Raw genomic sequence first — 16,372 nt, 5'->3', positions numbered from 1 at the left:
ACACAAAGAAATCAGTTATACCCAATAACAGGTGAAAGCTTATCATACACATCTTTTGCCATTAGGTTGTTTCCTGCCGGATTTGGGTGCATACCATCCAGAAATAAATCGTAATGGTTTAAATTTCCAAACAAATCAAACTGATGCTTTATCACTGCAACCCCGTATTTCGCCGCAACTTCATGCATCTTTTCAGCATAATGTTTAGCCGTATCAATCAGGAAACTCTTGGTATACTGGGTATGGAATTCATTTAGGCCATCTTCAGAGACATGATCAGCATCAAAGGGAGGCTCTACAAAAGCAACCTTGATATTATTATCCCTGCAAAGAAGGATCATCTTTTCCAGGTTATGCCCATACTCCTGCACAGCCTTTTCATTTACCACATTAACCAGTTCCCGGCTCCTTAGCCCCATGAAAATTACGTTAAAAAGCCTTGAGTACTTGCTCATAAGACCAAACCAGACAGGAGGGCGTTGATGAACCAGTATTTCTGGATCCCAATTCTTGACGGTTGAATACCAAACATCATTCCATAAAATATTGATCAGGGCAAACCTGGGATCTATTTCTTTTTTATTCAAAATTTCTTTTAAATACAAAAGTGTTTGGGCAGACGTATAGGATGGAATCCCTGCATTAACGATATAAACATCATCATGTTGGAAGTGCGTATTAAGCAAATACGGATATGTATGCTGATCATCCACTCCCCACCCAAATGTTGTTGATTCGCCCAGGGCAAGGATCACATATTTTTCACCCAGATCAGGAGGAAGCTCCCCGCCCCTAAACCCATTAGCGTTAATGGAATAGAGGTCGGATTTGAAACCACTCTTCAAAGCAAACCCCCGAACCTCATCCGTTTCAACAAACGGCCTGTCCCGCACCCTCAAACTTTGGTCATCGAACACCGGGTTAACTTCATTTTGGGAGACAGCCAACCGTGCAGACCCCTCCAACAAAACAATAATTCCAACGAATACCAATACATTAATGGCAAGAACCTTTTTCATAAAAACACAACAGCCTTTTATTGGATCGCTTCCAGAAATTTCATCATTATTTATCAACAAGGCGCAGCATGAGCAACAGCACTTAAAAACATTTCATGCCACAACCCATGCTATTAAATATTCTGTCGCCCAGAAAGACATATTTTCCAAACGATCATTTTGCCATCATAATACGACCAACCTGTGGTTAATTCCAACAAATTCTGCTATCGGAAAACAATAATACGGTCAAGAAGGCTCTAAAACAGTTTTCGCCATCAACAAGCGGCCGAAGACGACACTGGAGATTTCCAGAAAGGCGTCAGCCTGCCCTTCCAGCGGGTTGACACCCCGGTACAGCAGCCGGTATTCGGGCTTCTCGCTTTCCCCGGCGAAATTACCACTGCCTTCCCAGGTGCTGAGCACCTTGCCCACATCCGGCTCACTCTGCTCCATCAGATTGAAACCGGATTTGGGGAAAAACGGCAGTGGCTCCTGCAAACCCTGCCAATACCACGCCAACAATTGTTGCAGCTGTTCCGCCGCATCCGCCACCGGTTGCAGCTCATAATGCTTATCGGCTGAATACATAAAGGTGGAATGCGGGCAAACCTTTTCATCCAGCGTATTGAGCGCCAGATGCTGCAACCAGATATCCAGCCAGCTCCAGTAACTGAGCTTGCCCAGTTCATAAACCTTGCGCCCCGCACCCCGATCCAGATGGGTCACGGTTCCACTGAGGTGGAATTCCCCCAGTGTCAGGCTGAAATATTCACGGTATAATGGTGGTATCGGCTGTACTTCCTGGAAAAACGCCTCGGTCACAGCCGCCTCCCGCTGGAACACCAGTTCACCCGGCTTGCCGTGCGGCAACATGCCCTGCGCCCGCAGCAACGGTAAGGCAGTGCTGGCAGGCAAACCCCGCTCCAGTTGCTGGAAAATGCAGGCACGTACCTCGCGGTCACTGTAGGTTTCAAGGGTGAAGGGTTCGCGCACCGGCAATTCCTCATCCGCCTCCCCTAAGCGTAGCCCGAAACGTTCGCGCAGAAACGTCCGCGCCGGATTCTGGTAAAAGCGGGTCAACTCGGCCAGACCGACTTGCCGGTAAGCAGGGTCAGGCTCTGGCAATGCTTCGCCCTGCCAGAACGGCGGGAACACCGTTTTGGTCTTATCCACACTCCCCTGCCCAAACCTGCTGTAGGTAAACAGGCCGTTATCGCCGCGCAGGTATTTCTGGCTGAACGCCTGCAACGGGTGCTTGGTCAGTAGGCTTTCGAGGCCACCCGGTACGCAGCGTTCCACGTAATCCAGCAACTCGCTGACCAGTACGGAGGGTGGCAGTTCGCTATTATCGCGCGGACTTTGGCCGATGTAGCTGATATACAGCCAGTCACGCGCCGACAGCAAGCTTTCGAGGAACAGGTAACGGTCTTCATCGCGCTTGAGGCGGTCACCACGCTGGATTTGTTGCCCCATACGGTCGAAACTGGCACGGGCATCCCGGCGCGGGAAGACCCCGTCATTCATGCCAACCAAAGCGACGAAGCGGAACGGCACGGTGCGCATCGGCATCAGTGCACAGCAGGTGATACCACGCCCGAGGAAGCCTTCCGATTCGCTGCGTTTGTCGAGCTGCTCCAGCAGGGCGTTCTGGAACACCGGCCAGACTACGGGCTGGTCGAAACCGGCTTGCGCCAACGTCCGCTCCAGCGTATCCAGCCCCTGCCAGACCGTTTGCAGCGGGGCGTCTTCGCCCACCACAGTTTCCAGCAACTGGCGGAAGCGGCGATTCCATTCCGGCACAGTCTGTTGCTGCCGCCCCCAGTTGGCCAGATCAAACACGGCTTCCAGCATTTGTTGCAGGCGGCCCAGCATTTCAGCCTGACTGCCTTCGATGTCATTCCAGGGCAGGATGCCGCTGAACAGGTCTTCGCCAGGCATGGCGTAACCCAGTAGCAGGCGGTCAAGGCCGTAGCGCCAGGTGTGCTCCGCCGTATCCGCACCACCCAGTTCCGGGCGTGCCTGCGCATCCGTTCCCCAGCGGATATTGACGGCGCGGATCCAGTGGCGGCACTGGATGACCTGTGCTTCATCCAAACCGATACGGGTGCGGACTTCCTCAAACTCCAGCAGGGTCAACACGCTTTCGGCATCGCAGCGGCCTTGCGGCAGTTCCAGCAAGTGTTCGCACAGGTTGATGATGCTTTGCGCATAGCCGGGGCTGCGGTCAGCGATGCTGAACGGTAGCGGGTGGGCAGCGCTGGAAAATACTGCGTCCAGGTAGGGGGCGTAAGTGTCGATATCGGGCGTCATTACCACCACATCCGCCGGGGTCAGGTCGGGGTTGGCCTCGAACAGGGCGAGCAATTGGTCGTAGAGGACTTCGGCTTCACGCATGGGGGAGTGGCAGGCGTGGAAGGAAATGGAAGATTTTAGGGGGGAAGAAAGTGAGGTGGGCATTTGCAGGTGCAGGATGTCGGACTGGATGCGGTTCAGCAGGGTGTCGCCATCGGGTTCGATGAACAACGGCAGGTCATCCACATCGGCTTCGGCGTCGATCAACAGGTCGATGAAATCGCGCCCCTGCCGCCCCCATGACGCCAGTAGCGGGTTGCCGACGCTGAAATAGTCCTGCACATCGGCCTGCTGCTTGTGCTTGCGTTTTTCGGATTCGATGTCGCCCCAGTATTCCTCGCAAGGGTTCATCAGGTAGATGTGGATGTCGGTGTATTTGGCCACCTCACCCAGCAATTGCACGTAGCCGGGCGACAGTACTGGCACGGAGAAGAAGCTGATGCGGCTGGGCAGGTTGGCAACGGAGGGCGTATGAAACCGTAAGGCATGGGCAAAACGTTCCTGTAAGCGCACCCAATGCGGAAGCTTCTGCTCACCCGCCACCCGCCACCACAGACGCACCTGCCAGTCATCACCGGCACCTTTGCCCCGCTCCCATTCCCGAATCCAGTCAGGGCGGAAAAACAGGTACTGGTCGAATACCTTGGCGATCTGCCCGGCCAGTTGCCAGGCGGCAGGCTCGCCCGTGCCGAGATAATGCGCCAGTTCCGGCCACTGCTCCGGCTCATTCAAGAAAATATCGAACAGCCGCCAGCGCATGATATGCGGTGCGCAAGGGTCTTGCTCAGGAACATCTTGCAGCACCTTGCGTAATAATTCCCAGGTCAACTCAGCCGGGAACAGGTAGCGGATGTTGGCAGCAATACCATTGTGTTGCGCGGTTTGCAGGGAAAGCCAGCGCCCCATGCCGATGTTCTGCACCACCACCCATTCCGTCACCAGCGGCGGCAAGGGCTGTTCCGCCTGCAACCCGGCAAACGCTTCGGCAAGTTGTTCCAACTGGTTGGAATGGTACAGGTAAAGCATGGCTATCTCACCCGTTTGTAATGCTTTTTGCTGAGTTCCAGCCCAAAGCGGTTTTCCAGTTGCAGCATCCACCAGTGTTTTTGCTGCTTGCGGGTGGGGCGATAATCGGGGTTGACCTGGAACAGGCCGGGTTCCTTGGGCAACCAGCCCTGTACGATTTGTGGGTGCGTGCCGGTAAATTCGCGCAGGATGCGGGCGTCCATGTCGCGGTAGTCAATCGCAGCATTCTGCTTGTTCCAGTATTTTTCCACCCGGCTGGCTTTCAGATTCATCTGCGCCTCACTTCTGACCCAACCGTAGTGGTACATGCTGGCTCCCGCGTGCGCCGCTTTGGGGTAACGCCCATGCTTGTTGGAATCCAGCACCAGCCAGAACAGGCCGTCAGGGGCATAGCTGCGCACCGACGCCTTGATGATGCGCGGCGCGCGCCGATACCAGCCGGGCGACCACAGGTAGGTATTGGCGTTACCGTAAAAATGCAGGTAATCGAAGATCAGCGCCTCAACCTCCGGGTCATCCAGATGCTTCTGCATACTGGCCTGGATAACTGACAGGTCGCTTTCATGCACGACTTCATCGCCTTCCAGATAGAAAATCCACTCGCCGCTACAGGCAAACTGGGCAAGCATTTTCTGCTGGCCGTAAACATAACCCTTGACCCGCATATTGTCGTTCCAGACGGTTTTGATCAGGTGCAGCTTGGGTTCGTTCATGGCTTGCAGGATAGCCAGGGTATCATCATCCCCCTGCCCCACGGCGATCACAAACTCATCCACGATCGGCAGAATGGAACGGATGGATTCCACAAACGGGTAACCCAACAACTGGCCATTGCGGATGAAAGTACAGGCACTGACTTTCACTGCTCCCCCTTGCTACCATAGCGCTGTTTTTCCAGCAACTTGGCATATTTCATATAGGAACCCAACGCATTCAGCAGCGAAATGGTAAAACCATCAAACCCGCACAGGAAACCACGTTTGAGGAAGTAATTCTTGAGAAAGGCAAATAGGCCGTGCAGGGGGGGCGACCATGCGCTGATCGGTTTTTTCCTGCCCACATTATCCTCGACATATTGACTGGAATACTGGTTCAGCTTGTGCAGCATGTGCTGATAGTCGCGGTAGGAGTAGTGAATGATGTGGGAAGCCAACTGTTTGCTGTTGCCGGTTTCCACTTTTTCGTGGCATTGCAAATCGGAAAAACGCGCCTTGTCGCGGTTAAACAAGCGCCGTACATGGTCGGGATACCAGGAAGTACATTTGATCCACTTGCCATGGAACAGGTTTTTGCGGCGGAACTCGTAGGCGTCATGCGCACTATTGTCCAGGTCGAGGCTACGGATGTCGGCAATGGCGTCAGCATCCAGCCGCTCGTCCGCATCGAGGCTTAGCACCCAGACATGGCGGCAAAAAGGCAGGCCGAAGTTTTTCTGCGGGCCGTAGCCGAGGAAGGGCCGCGCGCGCACGGTTGCACCCATCTCTTGCGCTATTTCTGCCGTGCCGTCGGTGCTGAGTGAATCCACCACCACCACGTCATCACAGACTTTAAGCAGTGATTCCAGACAGGCGCGGATATGGGTTGCTTCGTTGTAGGTAATCACCAACCCGCTAATGTTCGCCATCCATCAATCCTTGTTGTTCCAGCCAGTGTTTGACTTCGGCACTGATGATAGCCGGATCAATCCGGTAAAGACACTCGCTTTTGCCGTGACGGTTGTCGCACCCGGCTTGCCCACATGGAACGCAAGGCATGTCCGCCTGGAACAGGGTAATGTCGCCATAGGTCTGCACAGGCTGGCTGATGCTGGCTGCACGTTGCAGGGAGTTACTCCATGGCGACCACAGTTTCAACAGGGTCGGGCCGAAAATGACAAACACCCGTTTGCCCTGCGCGGCGGCAATGTGCATGTTGAGGGTATCGCCACCGACATACGCGAGCGCCAGACTGCTGAGGGCGATGTATTCATCCAGACTGGTTCCACCGATCAGGTCATGCACATTGGGCAAAACAGGCAACGACGCTTTGATCTGCAAATCCAGCGGCGTTTTTGCGCCCGTTACCACCACCGAAACACCCAAACCAGCCAGTTTCTCCAACAAGCCATACCGAAGGTGTTCAGGGTAAACCTTGTAGTCGTATTGCGCCGAGGGGTGAAAAATCAGGAAGCGTTCAACGCCAAGAGACTGTAATTTTGTCTGTGCATTGGCCAGTGCTTGCGGTGTGTATTGCAGGGCAAGCTGCACTTTTCCTTGAGGAATTCCCAGCAATGCCAGCGCTTGCAGGTTATTGAGGATGACCGGCTTACCTTCATCCAGTTGGTACGCGCCATCCAGCAGGCGCTGCTTCCACCAGCTTTTGCGCCCTTCGGCGTCAATGGCGCTGATGGATTTGCGGCCAAACAGCAAAGCATACAGCACGCTACTGTCGGTAGTGGTGAGGGAAATGGCCAGATCGTATTGCCGAAACAGCTTGCGGATAAAACCTGCTTCAGTGCGCAGCCGCTGCCACAACGGCAGTTTTTTCCAGCCATAGAAATAGGCATGAATCTGGCGTACATGCGGCAACGCCTTGGCAATCCCTAAGGTATCGTCATTGACCAGCAGGTCGATTTCCGCCCCTGCATAATGCTCATGCAAGCGCTGGATCAGCGGGGAAGCCAGCAGCACATCGCCGTTGGAGCGGCGAATAATGACCAGGATGTGTTTAATCACGGCCAAGGCTGTTACCAGCGTACAAGATGGAACCCAACAACAGGAACAGGAAAGTCAGGTAGTGATCCATGATGTAGCCGTCGGAGAAAAAGATCACCGCATAAAACACCGGGAACGCCAGCATCACCGGCTTGAACGGGCCAGACGATTGCTTGTACATCCGCACCATCACGTAAAACATGTAGAACAACACCGCCAGCCCCAACAACCCGAACTGCACCATTTCCTGCACGTACACATTATGTGGATGGTTGAGGATCTCCCCACGGGTGGCTTCCGGGAAGTTCTGCCGGTTCACCTTGATGTATTCCTGCCGGTAATCGCCCGTACCCACCCCCAGCAACGGGTTTTCACGGATGATTTCCAGCGAATTCAGCAGCATGATCACCCGCAGGCCGACACTGGAATTGGGTTCCTGCTCGTAATTTTCCACTTCGTGAATGGCGACATCCACCCGTTTCTGCACCACCGGGCTGAGCAGGTAGGCCGTAGGTGCGAGGATACTGATCAGCAGCAACGATAACAGCGCAGGCTTTAATACCCGCCCGTGATAAAACTGGAACACAAACAGCGTCAGCAACACCAGAAACACCGCCTGCCCCATGCGCCCTTCCGTCAGGAACATGTTGATGCTCATGATGACGAACAACACCAGCCCCACTGCCTTGAGTTTCCAGGGCAAATCATCGCGCAGAAACACCGCGTACAGCAGCAGGTACAGCGTGAATGCCAGCACCGGGTTATAGACAATGTGGCCAACGAATGGTGTCGGGTCTTCCACCTTTTCCAGGCCGAAAATCTCATAAGGTGGAATCCACTCTAGATACACGCCATACGACAGGCCGACGATCACCACCATCGACAACAGGAAAGCCAGCAGGTAATAGGTGATGTGCTCCTTGCGCAGCACCGTGATCAGCACCGGCACCATCAAATACTTGAATTCCTTTTTCAGGACAAAACCGGCAAATTCCCAATCACTGGTCCATAACAGCCCGACGAAATGCAGCAATACAAACACCACCGCCGCCCACGCGAATGGGTTATGTTTGACCCTCTGGAATTTTTCGTCAAATTTACCCTCAAACAACCACAAGAGCAAAATCAGGAACAGCAGGCTGTTACCGATGGCAATGCTACCCATGAAGGTAAACGCGAGCAGGATCAGCAGCCAGGAATTAATGACGCCAATATCCGGTAGCTTACCCTCAACACTCATAAGGGTCACATGTTTCATGAAAAATTTTTCCGTCCCTCTTCCAACTGGCGGTACAGCAGATGTATTTGTCGAATATATGCTAGAATCCGCGCTTTTCTGCAACCATCCAACTGGCTGACAATCGAGGAAACCCACTTGCATCCTGCTTGTACTTTGCACCCGCCTATTGTTACAGACAGCTTTCATTGCTGCCAAGGTTTTTAGATGCAAGTTGCGCTGGTGCATGAATGGTTCAACGAAGTGGCCGGTTCGGAAAAGTGCGTTGGGGAATTCAACCACCTTTACCCGGATGCCGACATCTTCGCCCTGGTTGACTGGCTGGACGAAGCCAACCGCTCCAACCTGCTGGGGGGCAAGCAAACCCGGACATCATTCGTCCAGAACCTGCCGTTTGCCCGCAAGCATTTCCGCCAATACCTGCCGTTGTTCCCACTGGCCATCGAACAGTTCAATATGGACAAGTACGATCTGGTGCTGTCGTCTTCCCACCTCGTTGCCAAGGGCGTGCTGACCCACCACGGGCAATTGCATGTTTGTTACTGCCACACGCCCGTGCGCTACGCCTGGGATATGTACCACGACTACCTGCGCGGCGGAAACCTGCAAAACGGCAGTGTCCGTTCCTGGCTCAGCCGCCACACCCTGCACCGGCTGCGCATTTGGGATGTGGTCAGCAGCAACCGCGTAGACCATTTCATCGCCAATTCCCACTACATCCGCAAACGCATCCAGAAAATTTACCGGCGTGACGCCCACGTCATCTACCCCCCCGTGGACACTGACCGGTTCAGCCTGTCGACAGACAAGGACGACTATTATTTAGCCTTCTCGCGTCTGGTTCCCTATAAACGTATGGATTTGATTGTACAGGCATTTGCCAACACAACACGCAAACTGGTGGTCGTAGGCAACGGGCCGGAGATGGAAAAACTGCGCGCCCTGGCAACCGCCAATATCGAGTTCCTGGGGTTTCAGGATGATGCGAATGTCGCCCACCTGATGCAAAACGCCAAGGCACTGGTGTTTGCCGCGCTGGAAGATTTCGGCATCATCCCGGTGGAAGCGCAAGCCTGCGGCACGCCAGTCATCTGTCTCAACCAAGGGGGAACTGCTGAAACCGTCGTACATGGAAAGACCGGCATTCATTTTGCGGAACAGACAGCAGCAGCCATCCGCCAGGCAGTCGACGCATTTGAAACACAACAGGGACAGTTTGACCCGGAAGCCATCAGCCAGTTTGCCCAGCAGTTCTCGGTGATACGTTTTCGTTATGACATTGATAATCACATAAATAAATTGTTGGAACAAAATCGTTAAGAATTGGCTAATCTTGTATTAACAGCCCTGAAAAAGAAGATCAATGCCCTTATGAAGGTTATCCATGTAGCCGAATCATTCGCCGCAGGCGTACTGCATTTTGTCGCCCAGATGACCCGCGTCATGCCGGAACACCAACATGTCGTCATTCACGGCCAACGCCCGGACACGCCCGTAAACTACGCCAGCCTGTTTCCGCCCGGTGTCATGCTGTTGCCGTGGCAAGAGCTTGGCCGCGACATCAGCCCGTGGCGTGACGCCATGGCTCTGTTCCGCCTGATACGTTTGTTGCAGCAGCAAGATGGCGACATCATTCACCTGCATTCATCCAAAGCCGGATTTCTGGGGCGCTTGGGGGCTATGTTGCTGGGGCAATCCGCCCGCGTCATTTACACGCCTCACGGCGTCTCTTTCCTGCGGCAGGATGTCGCCAGCCGCAAGCAGACGTTATTTGTGTGGCTAGAACAACTGGCCAACAAGTGTGGTGGGCGGGTCATTGCCTGCTCGGCGTCCGAAGCGTCCTGCTTACGCTCACACGGCATCAATGCTGGCTATATAAATAATGGCATTAGTTGCCAGCCTGAAGCTGATATTACAACACCAAAAAATGACAACAAATTAACCACAATCACTTTGGTCGGGCGAATTTCTAGCCAGAAAAATCCACTCTGGTATAACGCCATTGCATCAGCGTTTGTGGATCAGCCGCATATCCGGTTCCTGTGGGTAGGCGATGGTGAGCTGCGCAACCAACTGACAGCGCCGAATATTACATGCAGCGGCTGGGTCAGCCCCGAACAGGTGACGACCCACTTGCAAGCGAGTGATATTTACCTGTCGACTTCGGCCTGGGAAGGTTTGCCGCTATCCGCATTACAAGCCATGTGCCACCGCCTGCCGCTGGTACTGAGCCGCTGCACCGGGCATTCGGATATTGTGGAACCAGGGCGGAACGGCTTTCTGTTCCAACATACCGACGAAGCTGTGATGCTCCTCCAGGTGCTGGTGGATAACCCCGATATACGCGCACAACTGGGGCAAGCCAGCCGGGAACTGCTGGAACGTGGGTTCAATGTGCAGCAGATGGCGGATGGGTATCGGCGGCTTTACTTGCAACTAGGAAAACACCACATTAAACAAATACCAGAAGCTGACTTATCTTGAAAGTCGTAACAACACGCTACCCTTTGCCCAATATTTCACTCATGGGGCGTTTCGATAAAGCCTGTTTCACCCAATGGCGCAAACGCTGACGCAGCCCATAGGGAATAACGGCAGTAACCTTGGCCATTCCCGGCGAATAGTATAAACGCCATATGCCGTAAAGGACGGATTCACGGAGACTGCGCCCTCCCGTTGAATGGAAAGAATCCCGGGTTTTGAGGTTAACCTGCGGAATAGCGTCCAACACAATAACGCCGCCTGGAGAGGAAGACCCCACCATATTTTCCACATAATCCATAGCATAAAAACGAGGGGGGAACTGGTTTGCAGCAGGAGAGAAACCTGAACAAACCGGATCTGTTTCAAGTGCTGTGATAAAAGCCAGCAATTGCTCCAATAGTACTGAGGGTGGCGTCCAATGTTCAAACAACATAACCTGATCACGCCCCACCAAGCGTTCCGGGAAAGCACCCAACATCGGCGCCACAATAGGCAGCCCGGATTCAAGCGCATGGCTCAAGGTATAACTATACGTTTCAGGCCAACGGGCTGGAAACAACAGGAGGTCACATTCCTGCTTATGGATAAGCCCCAAAGTTTCATCCGTTTTATAAAGCCCTGTTGTCTTGACTTTATCCAGTGAACGGTAAGCATAACCAATAAGCACAAAAGCCAAGGGCATTCCAGCATCGCTGGCACAGCGGGCAATTTCTTCCAGGTAATCAGCCCCCTTCTCCTTTCCTAACGCCCCAAGAACACCAACAACATAAGCTTGTTTAGGCGTAAATGGTTCGGGTCGGCGGGCAATATCACGTACTGCTTCGAGATGATGGACAACGACCGGATGCCTGATTATGAAAGATGAGCCAAACAAGCGCCGCGTATCAGCACTCGGAAAAATAACCCTTTCCGCCCCTTCAACAAAACCACGATGCTTATCACGCCACATTTCAGGTGTAACCCCTTCAGGGAGGGGATAGAGTGGATTCAATAACGCATCCACATCACATTCAACAAAAATGCCGCGCTCGTCTGTCAGGGTAGGGTTACCATTCAACAGATAAAAATCATGGATGGTCAGGTAATAAGGCAACTGTAATTGCTGAGGCAGTTGGCGCAAAAATGATGGCACATGCAATACATGATGAAAGTGAAGCAAGGAAACTCCGACAGATCGCAACACTTCCACCAGTAATTCAGCATCCTCCGGCAAACGGATGAGCAGATCATCAGCAGTCAGTTTGTAACCAAAACGCAAGGTACAGTGTTCCCCCGTTCCCAGTGGCGTTAAAATCAACGGGAATGCCAGGTTTTTGCTGTAATGGTAATCTGCCAACTCCATAATATGCTGTTCTACCCCACCGCCCAAACCATGGGATACATGCAACACCTTGGGAATAGAAACTGTAGACAAAAGCTGCATCAAGCGTAACAGGCGTGCTTCCTTGAGAGGATCACGACGGATAAAGCCCTGAATATCACGGTGGTAATTAGGATGCAATCCGTCAATCACGGCCATGGCATTTTCGACCAGTAAAGCTTTCTCTGCACCAAAACTTACCCCACCTTTATGGAAAGCATACAGATTTGGCGTGATCAGGTTGACCCAGCCTTGCCTTAGCGCGCGCTGGCAAAAATCATTTTCTTCACCATAACCGCGCCCAAAACGCTCCTCATTGAAATAACCCACTTCGACCAGACAATGGCGGCGGATATACATGCAAAAACCAATACCGGTTGGCGCTTCGATATTAGGCAATCTCCCCACCCTGAAAGCAGCATCCACCTCATCAATACTTAGCCCGAATGGCAGCGGGTTTTCTTGCAGGAACTCAGGAAAGGTGCAAATCGTGGTATTGTTCGACAGCGGTGTCACTGTCCCCACTTTAGGCCGGGAGTACGCTTCTACCGCCAAGCGCTCAAGCCAACCCTGCGGCAGAATCACATCACTGTTTAACAACACAACATCGTGGTGTTCATGTGCCCGCATTCCCCTGTTGACGGTTGCCACAAAACCAAGATTGCGCCCATTTGTCAACACCTCGACCTTTTCTGGCCAGCGGAGTGCCAGCTTTGCAAGCATGACAGCCATCTCAGGTTCCGGGCTGGCATCATTCACAATAACCAAGATAGCGTCTGCAAGTTCCTGAATGCCTGGCATCGCACTCTCAATACAGGATTGCGTCAATGCTGTGTCCCGGTAAACAGGCAGCACAACTGCTACAGGATGTGTACGGGTAACAGGATGATGAACAGGGTTGCCTTCACCGGCAGGCTGCCCTGAATCTACAGTTTGCCTGACAAACGCCAGCACACGCGGAAACACTTCCCGATACACCTGCCCAGCCAAACGTATTGGCTTGGTCATACGCCATGATTTGGATGACAACAAACTATCAAGTTGAGTATTTAGCGTGAGGATTTGTGAATCGCGCTCAGCCATCATCCGCGAGAAATTGCCAATTTGAGCATCACGCTCAACGATAACCTGATGATGCATATCTGCTTGCACAGAAGGATATAACAACGAAAGTTGCTGTGCTGCTGCCCCCTGAGCCAACACCTCATGCGGATATTGAGGCTTATGCAGCAGCAACAGCACCAGATCATCGGCAGTTTTCAATGGGGGAAGTTGTTGCTGGAGCAAAATGTCAGCATATTGTACGTCACGCTCCGCAGGAACAAGCAGCATCCCTGTCTCTTGAGCCACACTAAACATATTCTCGGCATCGGTGGCAAAGTTATGCGGGTTGTACGCAGGGCTGATTACACCATAAAGCAGGTATTGTTTTTCCTGACACCACTGAATGATTGGCAGACTGGCTTCGAGCGAATTGCATTCTGCGAATATGATCGGTCTGCATCGTTCAACCGTTTCTTTAGCACCATTGAGGACGGCAATTTCCATCCCCTCAACATCAATCTTGATAAAATCCAGTTGGTCTAACTGAAACGCATCAAGCGCTGTGATTTGAATGGTTTCACCCGTATCAGACTGCTGACCTAATGTATCCAGTTGGGCAGCGCCAAAATTAGAATGATCGGCAAAATGCAAAGGGGGAACCGTCACACGGATTTCAGTTGCACCCAAAGCCAGATTAATGGCTTGGATATTTTGGGCAGATGCCAATCGGGCATTTTCAGCCAATACCGCATAAGTCGCATGGCGTGGCTCAAAGCTCAAGACTTTTCCAGATGGTCCGACCAGCACAGAAAAAGCCCGTGCATGAGTACCAATGAATGCCCCGACATCCACAACCACTGCACCCGGCTGAATGAAATGCGCCAATAAATCAATCTCGTTTTGCGCCCATTCCCCATACAGCCGGAGTGAGGCCGAAATAACACTATCCGTGTCAATAATATTGAATTCACCGTAGCGCGTTTGGATGATACTCATGCTGTCACCTCAGATACCGGCTGCAAAAACTCCATCGTGATTTCCATATTCAACGGACTACCCAAGCCATGTACAACAGGGCCGGATACAACCTCCAGCTTGATAGCGTCATGTATCCAGTGATGTTGGATGTGTGCATCACCCGTCCCCTCAGCTACCGCAACATTGATGGTATAGACACCACGCGACAAAATTGGCATGTCAAACTGAAACGTGGCGCAAATGTTCTCACCCGCTTGAAAAACCAAGCGATGATGACGAAAGCTTTCATCTGTCCCAGCCGTATACAGGTATTGCCCCAAACGATCTTTTAGCATAATACCCAGCGCGGGATAAGTAAGAGCCTGATTTGCACGCATGCATACCCTGAAACGGACAGTTTGCCCGCCTTCCAGCATCGTGAACCGTTCGCCATCTTCGGCAAAGAAACCGGCATCCGTAATTGTTGCCCCACCAGCACCAAAACTTTCACCATCTGCACGGAACGGGGATATGGCATATACGTTTTTCTCTGGTGCAATTCCCGTCAACACTGTTTGCACTTTGGTACTATCCCTCTGCACCCATGGCTCATGTAATGAGCGCTGCTGCTCGACTTGTTGATGCCGCTCCGGGTCATCATAAATCTGGTTGAGGTATTCCTTACACAAAGCTTCAGCAGCCCCCATGATTGCATTACGCTGCCCCCCGGCAAACAGCATGATGGCAGACTGGCAAATATTCATTACCGTCCCCATGTCATGGCTGACAAATAATAACGTGCCACCGTTCTTTTGGAACTGCTGGATAAAGCGCATGCATTTCTGGGTAAAGAACGCATCACCCACTGCCAAAGCTTCATCCACCACCAGAATATCAGCATCGACATGCGCAATAACCGCAAACGCCAAACGCACCATCATACCACTAGAGTAAGTTTTGACAGGCTGCCCGATAAAGTCACCAATATCGGCAAAAGCGATGATGTCAGCAAAACGGGCATCGGTTTCTTCCCGGCTTAATCCCAACACAGCGGAGTTCATATAAACATTTTCCCGCCCGGTAAATTCGGGGTTAAAACCTGCCCCCAACTCCAGCAAGGCTGCCACCCGGCCATTGACTTCGATACTGCCCGTCGTAGGCGTCAGTGTGCCACAAATCATCTGGAGCAATGTCGACTTCCCAGCCCCATTACGCCCGATAATCCCAACCGTATCGCCCCTCCTGACGCTGAAAGATACATTTTTGACTGCCCAAAAATCACGATAATAGGTTTTTCTGACCCCACGCAACATCTGCCACAAACGGTGATGCGGCTTGTCGTAAATCTGGTAATTTTTGCCGACACCTTCCACTTTAATGGCGAACTCAGAGGACATCGGCAAACCCTCCCCTGGTTTTCTGGAACCAAGCAAACCCCAGCCAGGCAATCAGGCAGGCAATCAGGCTATAAACCAGCAAACCACCCCAATCCGGCAATTTGCCAAACACCAGCACCTGCCGGGTCTGTTCAATAATGAAAGCTAGGGGATTCAACAACAACCATGGCTGGAATTGCTGCGGCAGTTTGGACAAGGGATAAAATACCGGACTCATGAACAACAACACGCTAGTCAGCATACCGGTAATCTGCGCCACATCACGCAGGTATACGCCCAGCGAAGCCAGCATCCAGCTAACCCCCATAATGCCGACAACAAAAGGGAGCAATACCAATGGCAGTAACACCACTGTCCACGGAATGCCCCCCACGATTACCCATTCCGCAACCAACAGTACCAGAATGCTGATAGCGGTATGAAACAAGGCAGACACCAAGGTCGCCCAAGGTAGGATTTCGAGGGGGAAGACAACCTTCTTGACGTAATTGGCATTGTTCAACACCAGCGAGGGAGCGCGGTTGACACACTCCGCAAACAAACCATGCACTAATAAACCTGCAAACAGGATGACCGCAAAATTGCCGCGCCCACCCTCAATACCTTCTTCCCAACGGCTTTCAAACACTACGCTGAACACGAATGTATAAACCAGCAACATAAAAATCGGGTTGAAAAACGACCATGCCAGCCCTGCCATCGAGCCACGATAACGGCCCACCACTTCGCGCTTGCTCATCTGCCAGACAAGCTGGCGATGCCGCCACAAGGATTGCAGGATAGCCATGGGGCTGGTTGGCAATGATTGGTATAATTTCATG

At 52.5% G+C, this 16,372-nt stretch carries 11 protein-coding genes; 2 read left to right on the top strand and 9 right to left on the bottom strand.

Features of this window, described 5'->3' with window-relative positions:
* Positions 1–11: 11 nt before the first annotated feature.
* From THINI_RS17475 to THINI_RS17450, 6 genes are all read right to left on the bottom strand, one after another.
* Positions 12–1,019 carry an SGNH/GDSL hydrolase family protein gene (locus tag THINI_RS17475; protein ID WP_002709874.1) on the bottom strand — a complete coding sequence of 336 codons (1,008 nt, stop codon included), beginning with the start codon at positions 1,017–1,019 and terminating at the stop codon, positions 12–14.
* A gap of 228 nt (positions 1,020–1,247) precedes the next feature.
* Complete coding sequence (gene recC, locus THINI_RS17470; RefSeq protein ID WP_002709873.1) at positions 1,248–4,379, bottom strand: exodeoxyribonuclease V subunit gamma; 3,132 nt, start codon at positions 4,377–4,379, stop codon at positions 1,248–1,250.
* A 2-nt stretch (positions 4,380–4,381) separates the two neighbouring features.
* Complete coding sequence (locus tag THINI_RS17465) at positions 4,382–5,242, bottom strand: glycosyltransferase family protein (RefSeq protein WP_002709872.1); 861 nt, start codon at positions 5,240–5,242, stop codon at positions 4,382–4,384.
* Entirely contained in the window at positions 5,239–6,003 is a 765-nt protein-coding gene (locus THINI_RS17460) for a glycosyltransferase family 2 protein (protein ID WP_002709871.1), read from the bottom strand. Before THINI_RS17460 ends, THINI_RS17465 begins: the two co-directional genes overlap by 4 nt.
* The gene (locus THINI_RS17455) at positions 5,990–7,093 is read right to left on the bottom strand and encodes a glycosyltransferase family 9 protein (RefSeq protein WP_002709870.1); all 1,104 of its coding nucleotides are present in this window, start codon (positions 7,091–7,093) and stop codon (positions 5,990–5,992) included. The genes THINI_RS17460 and THINI_RS17455 overlap by 14 nt, the downstream gene beginning before the upstream one ends.
* On the bottom strand, positions 7,086–8,330 hold the full coding sequence (locus tag THINI_RS17450; RefSeq protein WP_002709869.1) for an O-antigen ligase family protein: 1,245 nt from the start codon (positions 8,328–8,330) through the stop codon (positions 7,086–7,088). Before THINI_RS17450 ends, THINI_RS17455 begins: the two co-directional genes overlap by 8 nt.
* A gap of 186 nt (positions 8,331–8,516) precedes the next feature.
* Here THINI_RS17450 and THINI_RS17445 point away from each other — a divergent pair, with 186 nt between their 5' ends.
* On the top strand, positions 8,517–9,629 hold the full coding sequence (locus tag THINI_RS17445) for a glycosyltransferase family 4 protein (protein ID WP_002709868.1): 1,113 nt from the start codon (positions 8,517–8,519) through the stop codon (positions 9,627–9,629).
* A 51-nt stretch (positions 9,630–9,680) separates the two neighbouring features.
* Positions 9,681–10,793 (top strand): glycosyltransferase, encoded by a 1,113-nt coding sequence (locus tag THINI_RS17440; RefSeq protein WP_002709867.1) that lies wholly within the window; start codon positions 9,681–9,683, stop codon positions 10,791–10,793.
* Between the two features lie 16 nt (positions 10,794–10,809).
* On the opposite strand, the gene THINI_RS23690 is transcribed toward THINI_RS17440, so the two are convergent.
* Genes THINI_RS23690 through THINI_RS17425 form a run of 3 tightly spaced genes read right to left on the bottom strand, consistent with a single transcriptional unit; the run spans position 10,810 to position 16,371 of the window.
* Complete coding sequence (locus THINI_RS23690) at positions 10,810–14,193, bottom strand: FkbM family methyltransferase (RefSeq protein ID WP_002709866.1); 3,384 nt, start codon at positions 14,191–14,193, stop codon at positions 10,810–10,812.
* Positions 14,190–15,551: an ABC transporter ATP-binding protein gene (locus tag THINI_RS17430; protein ID WP_002709865.1), complete on the bottom strand. Its 1,362-nt coding sequence runs from the start codon at positions 15,549–15,551 to the stop codon at positions 14,190–14,192. The genes THINI_RS23690 and THINI_RS17430 overlap by 4 nt, the downstream gene beginning before the upstream one ends.
* Positions 15,541–16,371 carry an ABC transporter permease gene (locus THINI_RS17425; protein WP_002709864.1) on the bottom strand — a complete coding sequence of 277 codons (831 nt, stop codon included), beginning with the start codon at positions 16,369–16,371 and terminating at the stop codon, positions 15,541–15,543. The genes THINI_RS17430 and THINI_RS17425 overlap by 11 nt, the downstream gene beginning before the upstream one ends.
* Position 16,372 lies beyond the last annotated feature (1 nt).

It is taken from the genome of Thiothrix nivea DSM 5205 (genome assembly GCF_000260135.1).
GTDB lineage: Bacteria > Pseudomonadota > Gammaproteobacteria > Thiotrichales > Thiotrichaceae > Thiothrix > Thiothrix nivea.
This window is presented reverse-complemented; position numbering and strand designations above follow the sequence as displayed.

Excerpts from the sequence above, each read along its gene's own strand:
- THINI_RS17475 (WP_002709874.1), bottom strand. The coding sequence starts at position 1,019 with ATGAAAAAGGTTCTTGCCATTAATGTATTGGTATTCGTTGGAATTATT.
- recC (WP_002709873.1), bottom strand. The coding sequence starts at position 4,379 with ATGCTTTACCTGTACCATTCCAACCAGTTGGAACAACTTGCCGAAGCG.
- THINI_RS17460 (WP_002709871.1), bottom strand. The coding sequence starts at position 6,003 with ATGGCGAACATTAGCGGGTTGGTGATTACCTACAACGAAGCAACCCAT.
- THINI_RS17450 (WP_002709869.1), bottom strand. The coding sequence starts at position 8,330 with ATGAAACATGTGACCCTTATGAGTGTTGAGGGTAAGCTACCGGATATT.
- THINI_RS17445 (WP_002709868.1), top strand. The coding sequence starts at position 8,517 with ATGCAAGTTGCGCTGGTGCATGAATGGTTCAACGAAGTGGCCGGTTCG.
- THINI_RS17440 (WP_002709867.1), top strand. The coding sequence starts at position 9,681 with ATGAAGGTTATCCATGTAGCCGAATCATTCGCCGCAGGCGTACTGCAT.
- THINI_RS23690 (WP_002709866.1), bottom strand. The coding sequence starts at position 14,193 with ATGAGTATCATCCAAACGCGCTACGGTGAATTCAATATTATTGACACG.
- THINI_RS17430 (WP_002709865.1), bottom strand. The coding sequence starts at position 15,551 with ATGTCCTCTGAGTTCGCCATTAAAGTGGAAGGTGTCGGCAAAAATTAC.
- THINI_RS17425 (WP_002709864.1), bottom strand. The coding sequence starts at position 16,371 with ATGAAATTATACCAATCATTGCCAACCAGCCCCATGGCTATCCTGCAA.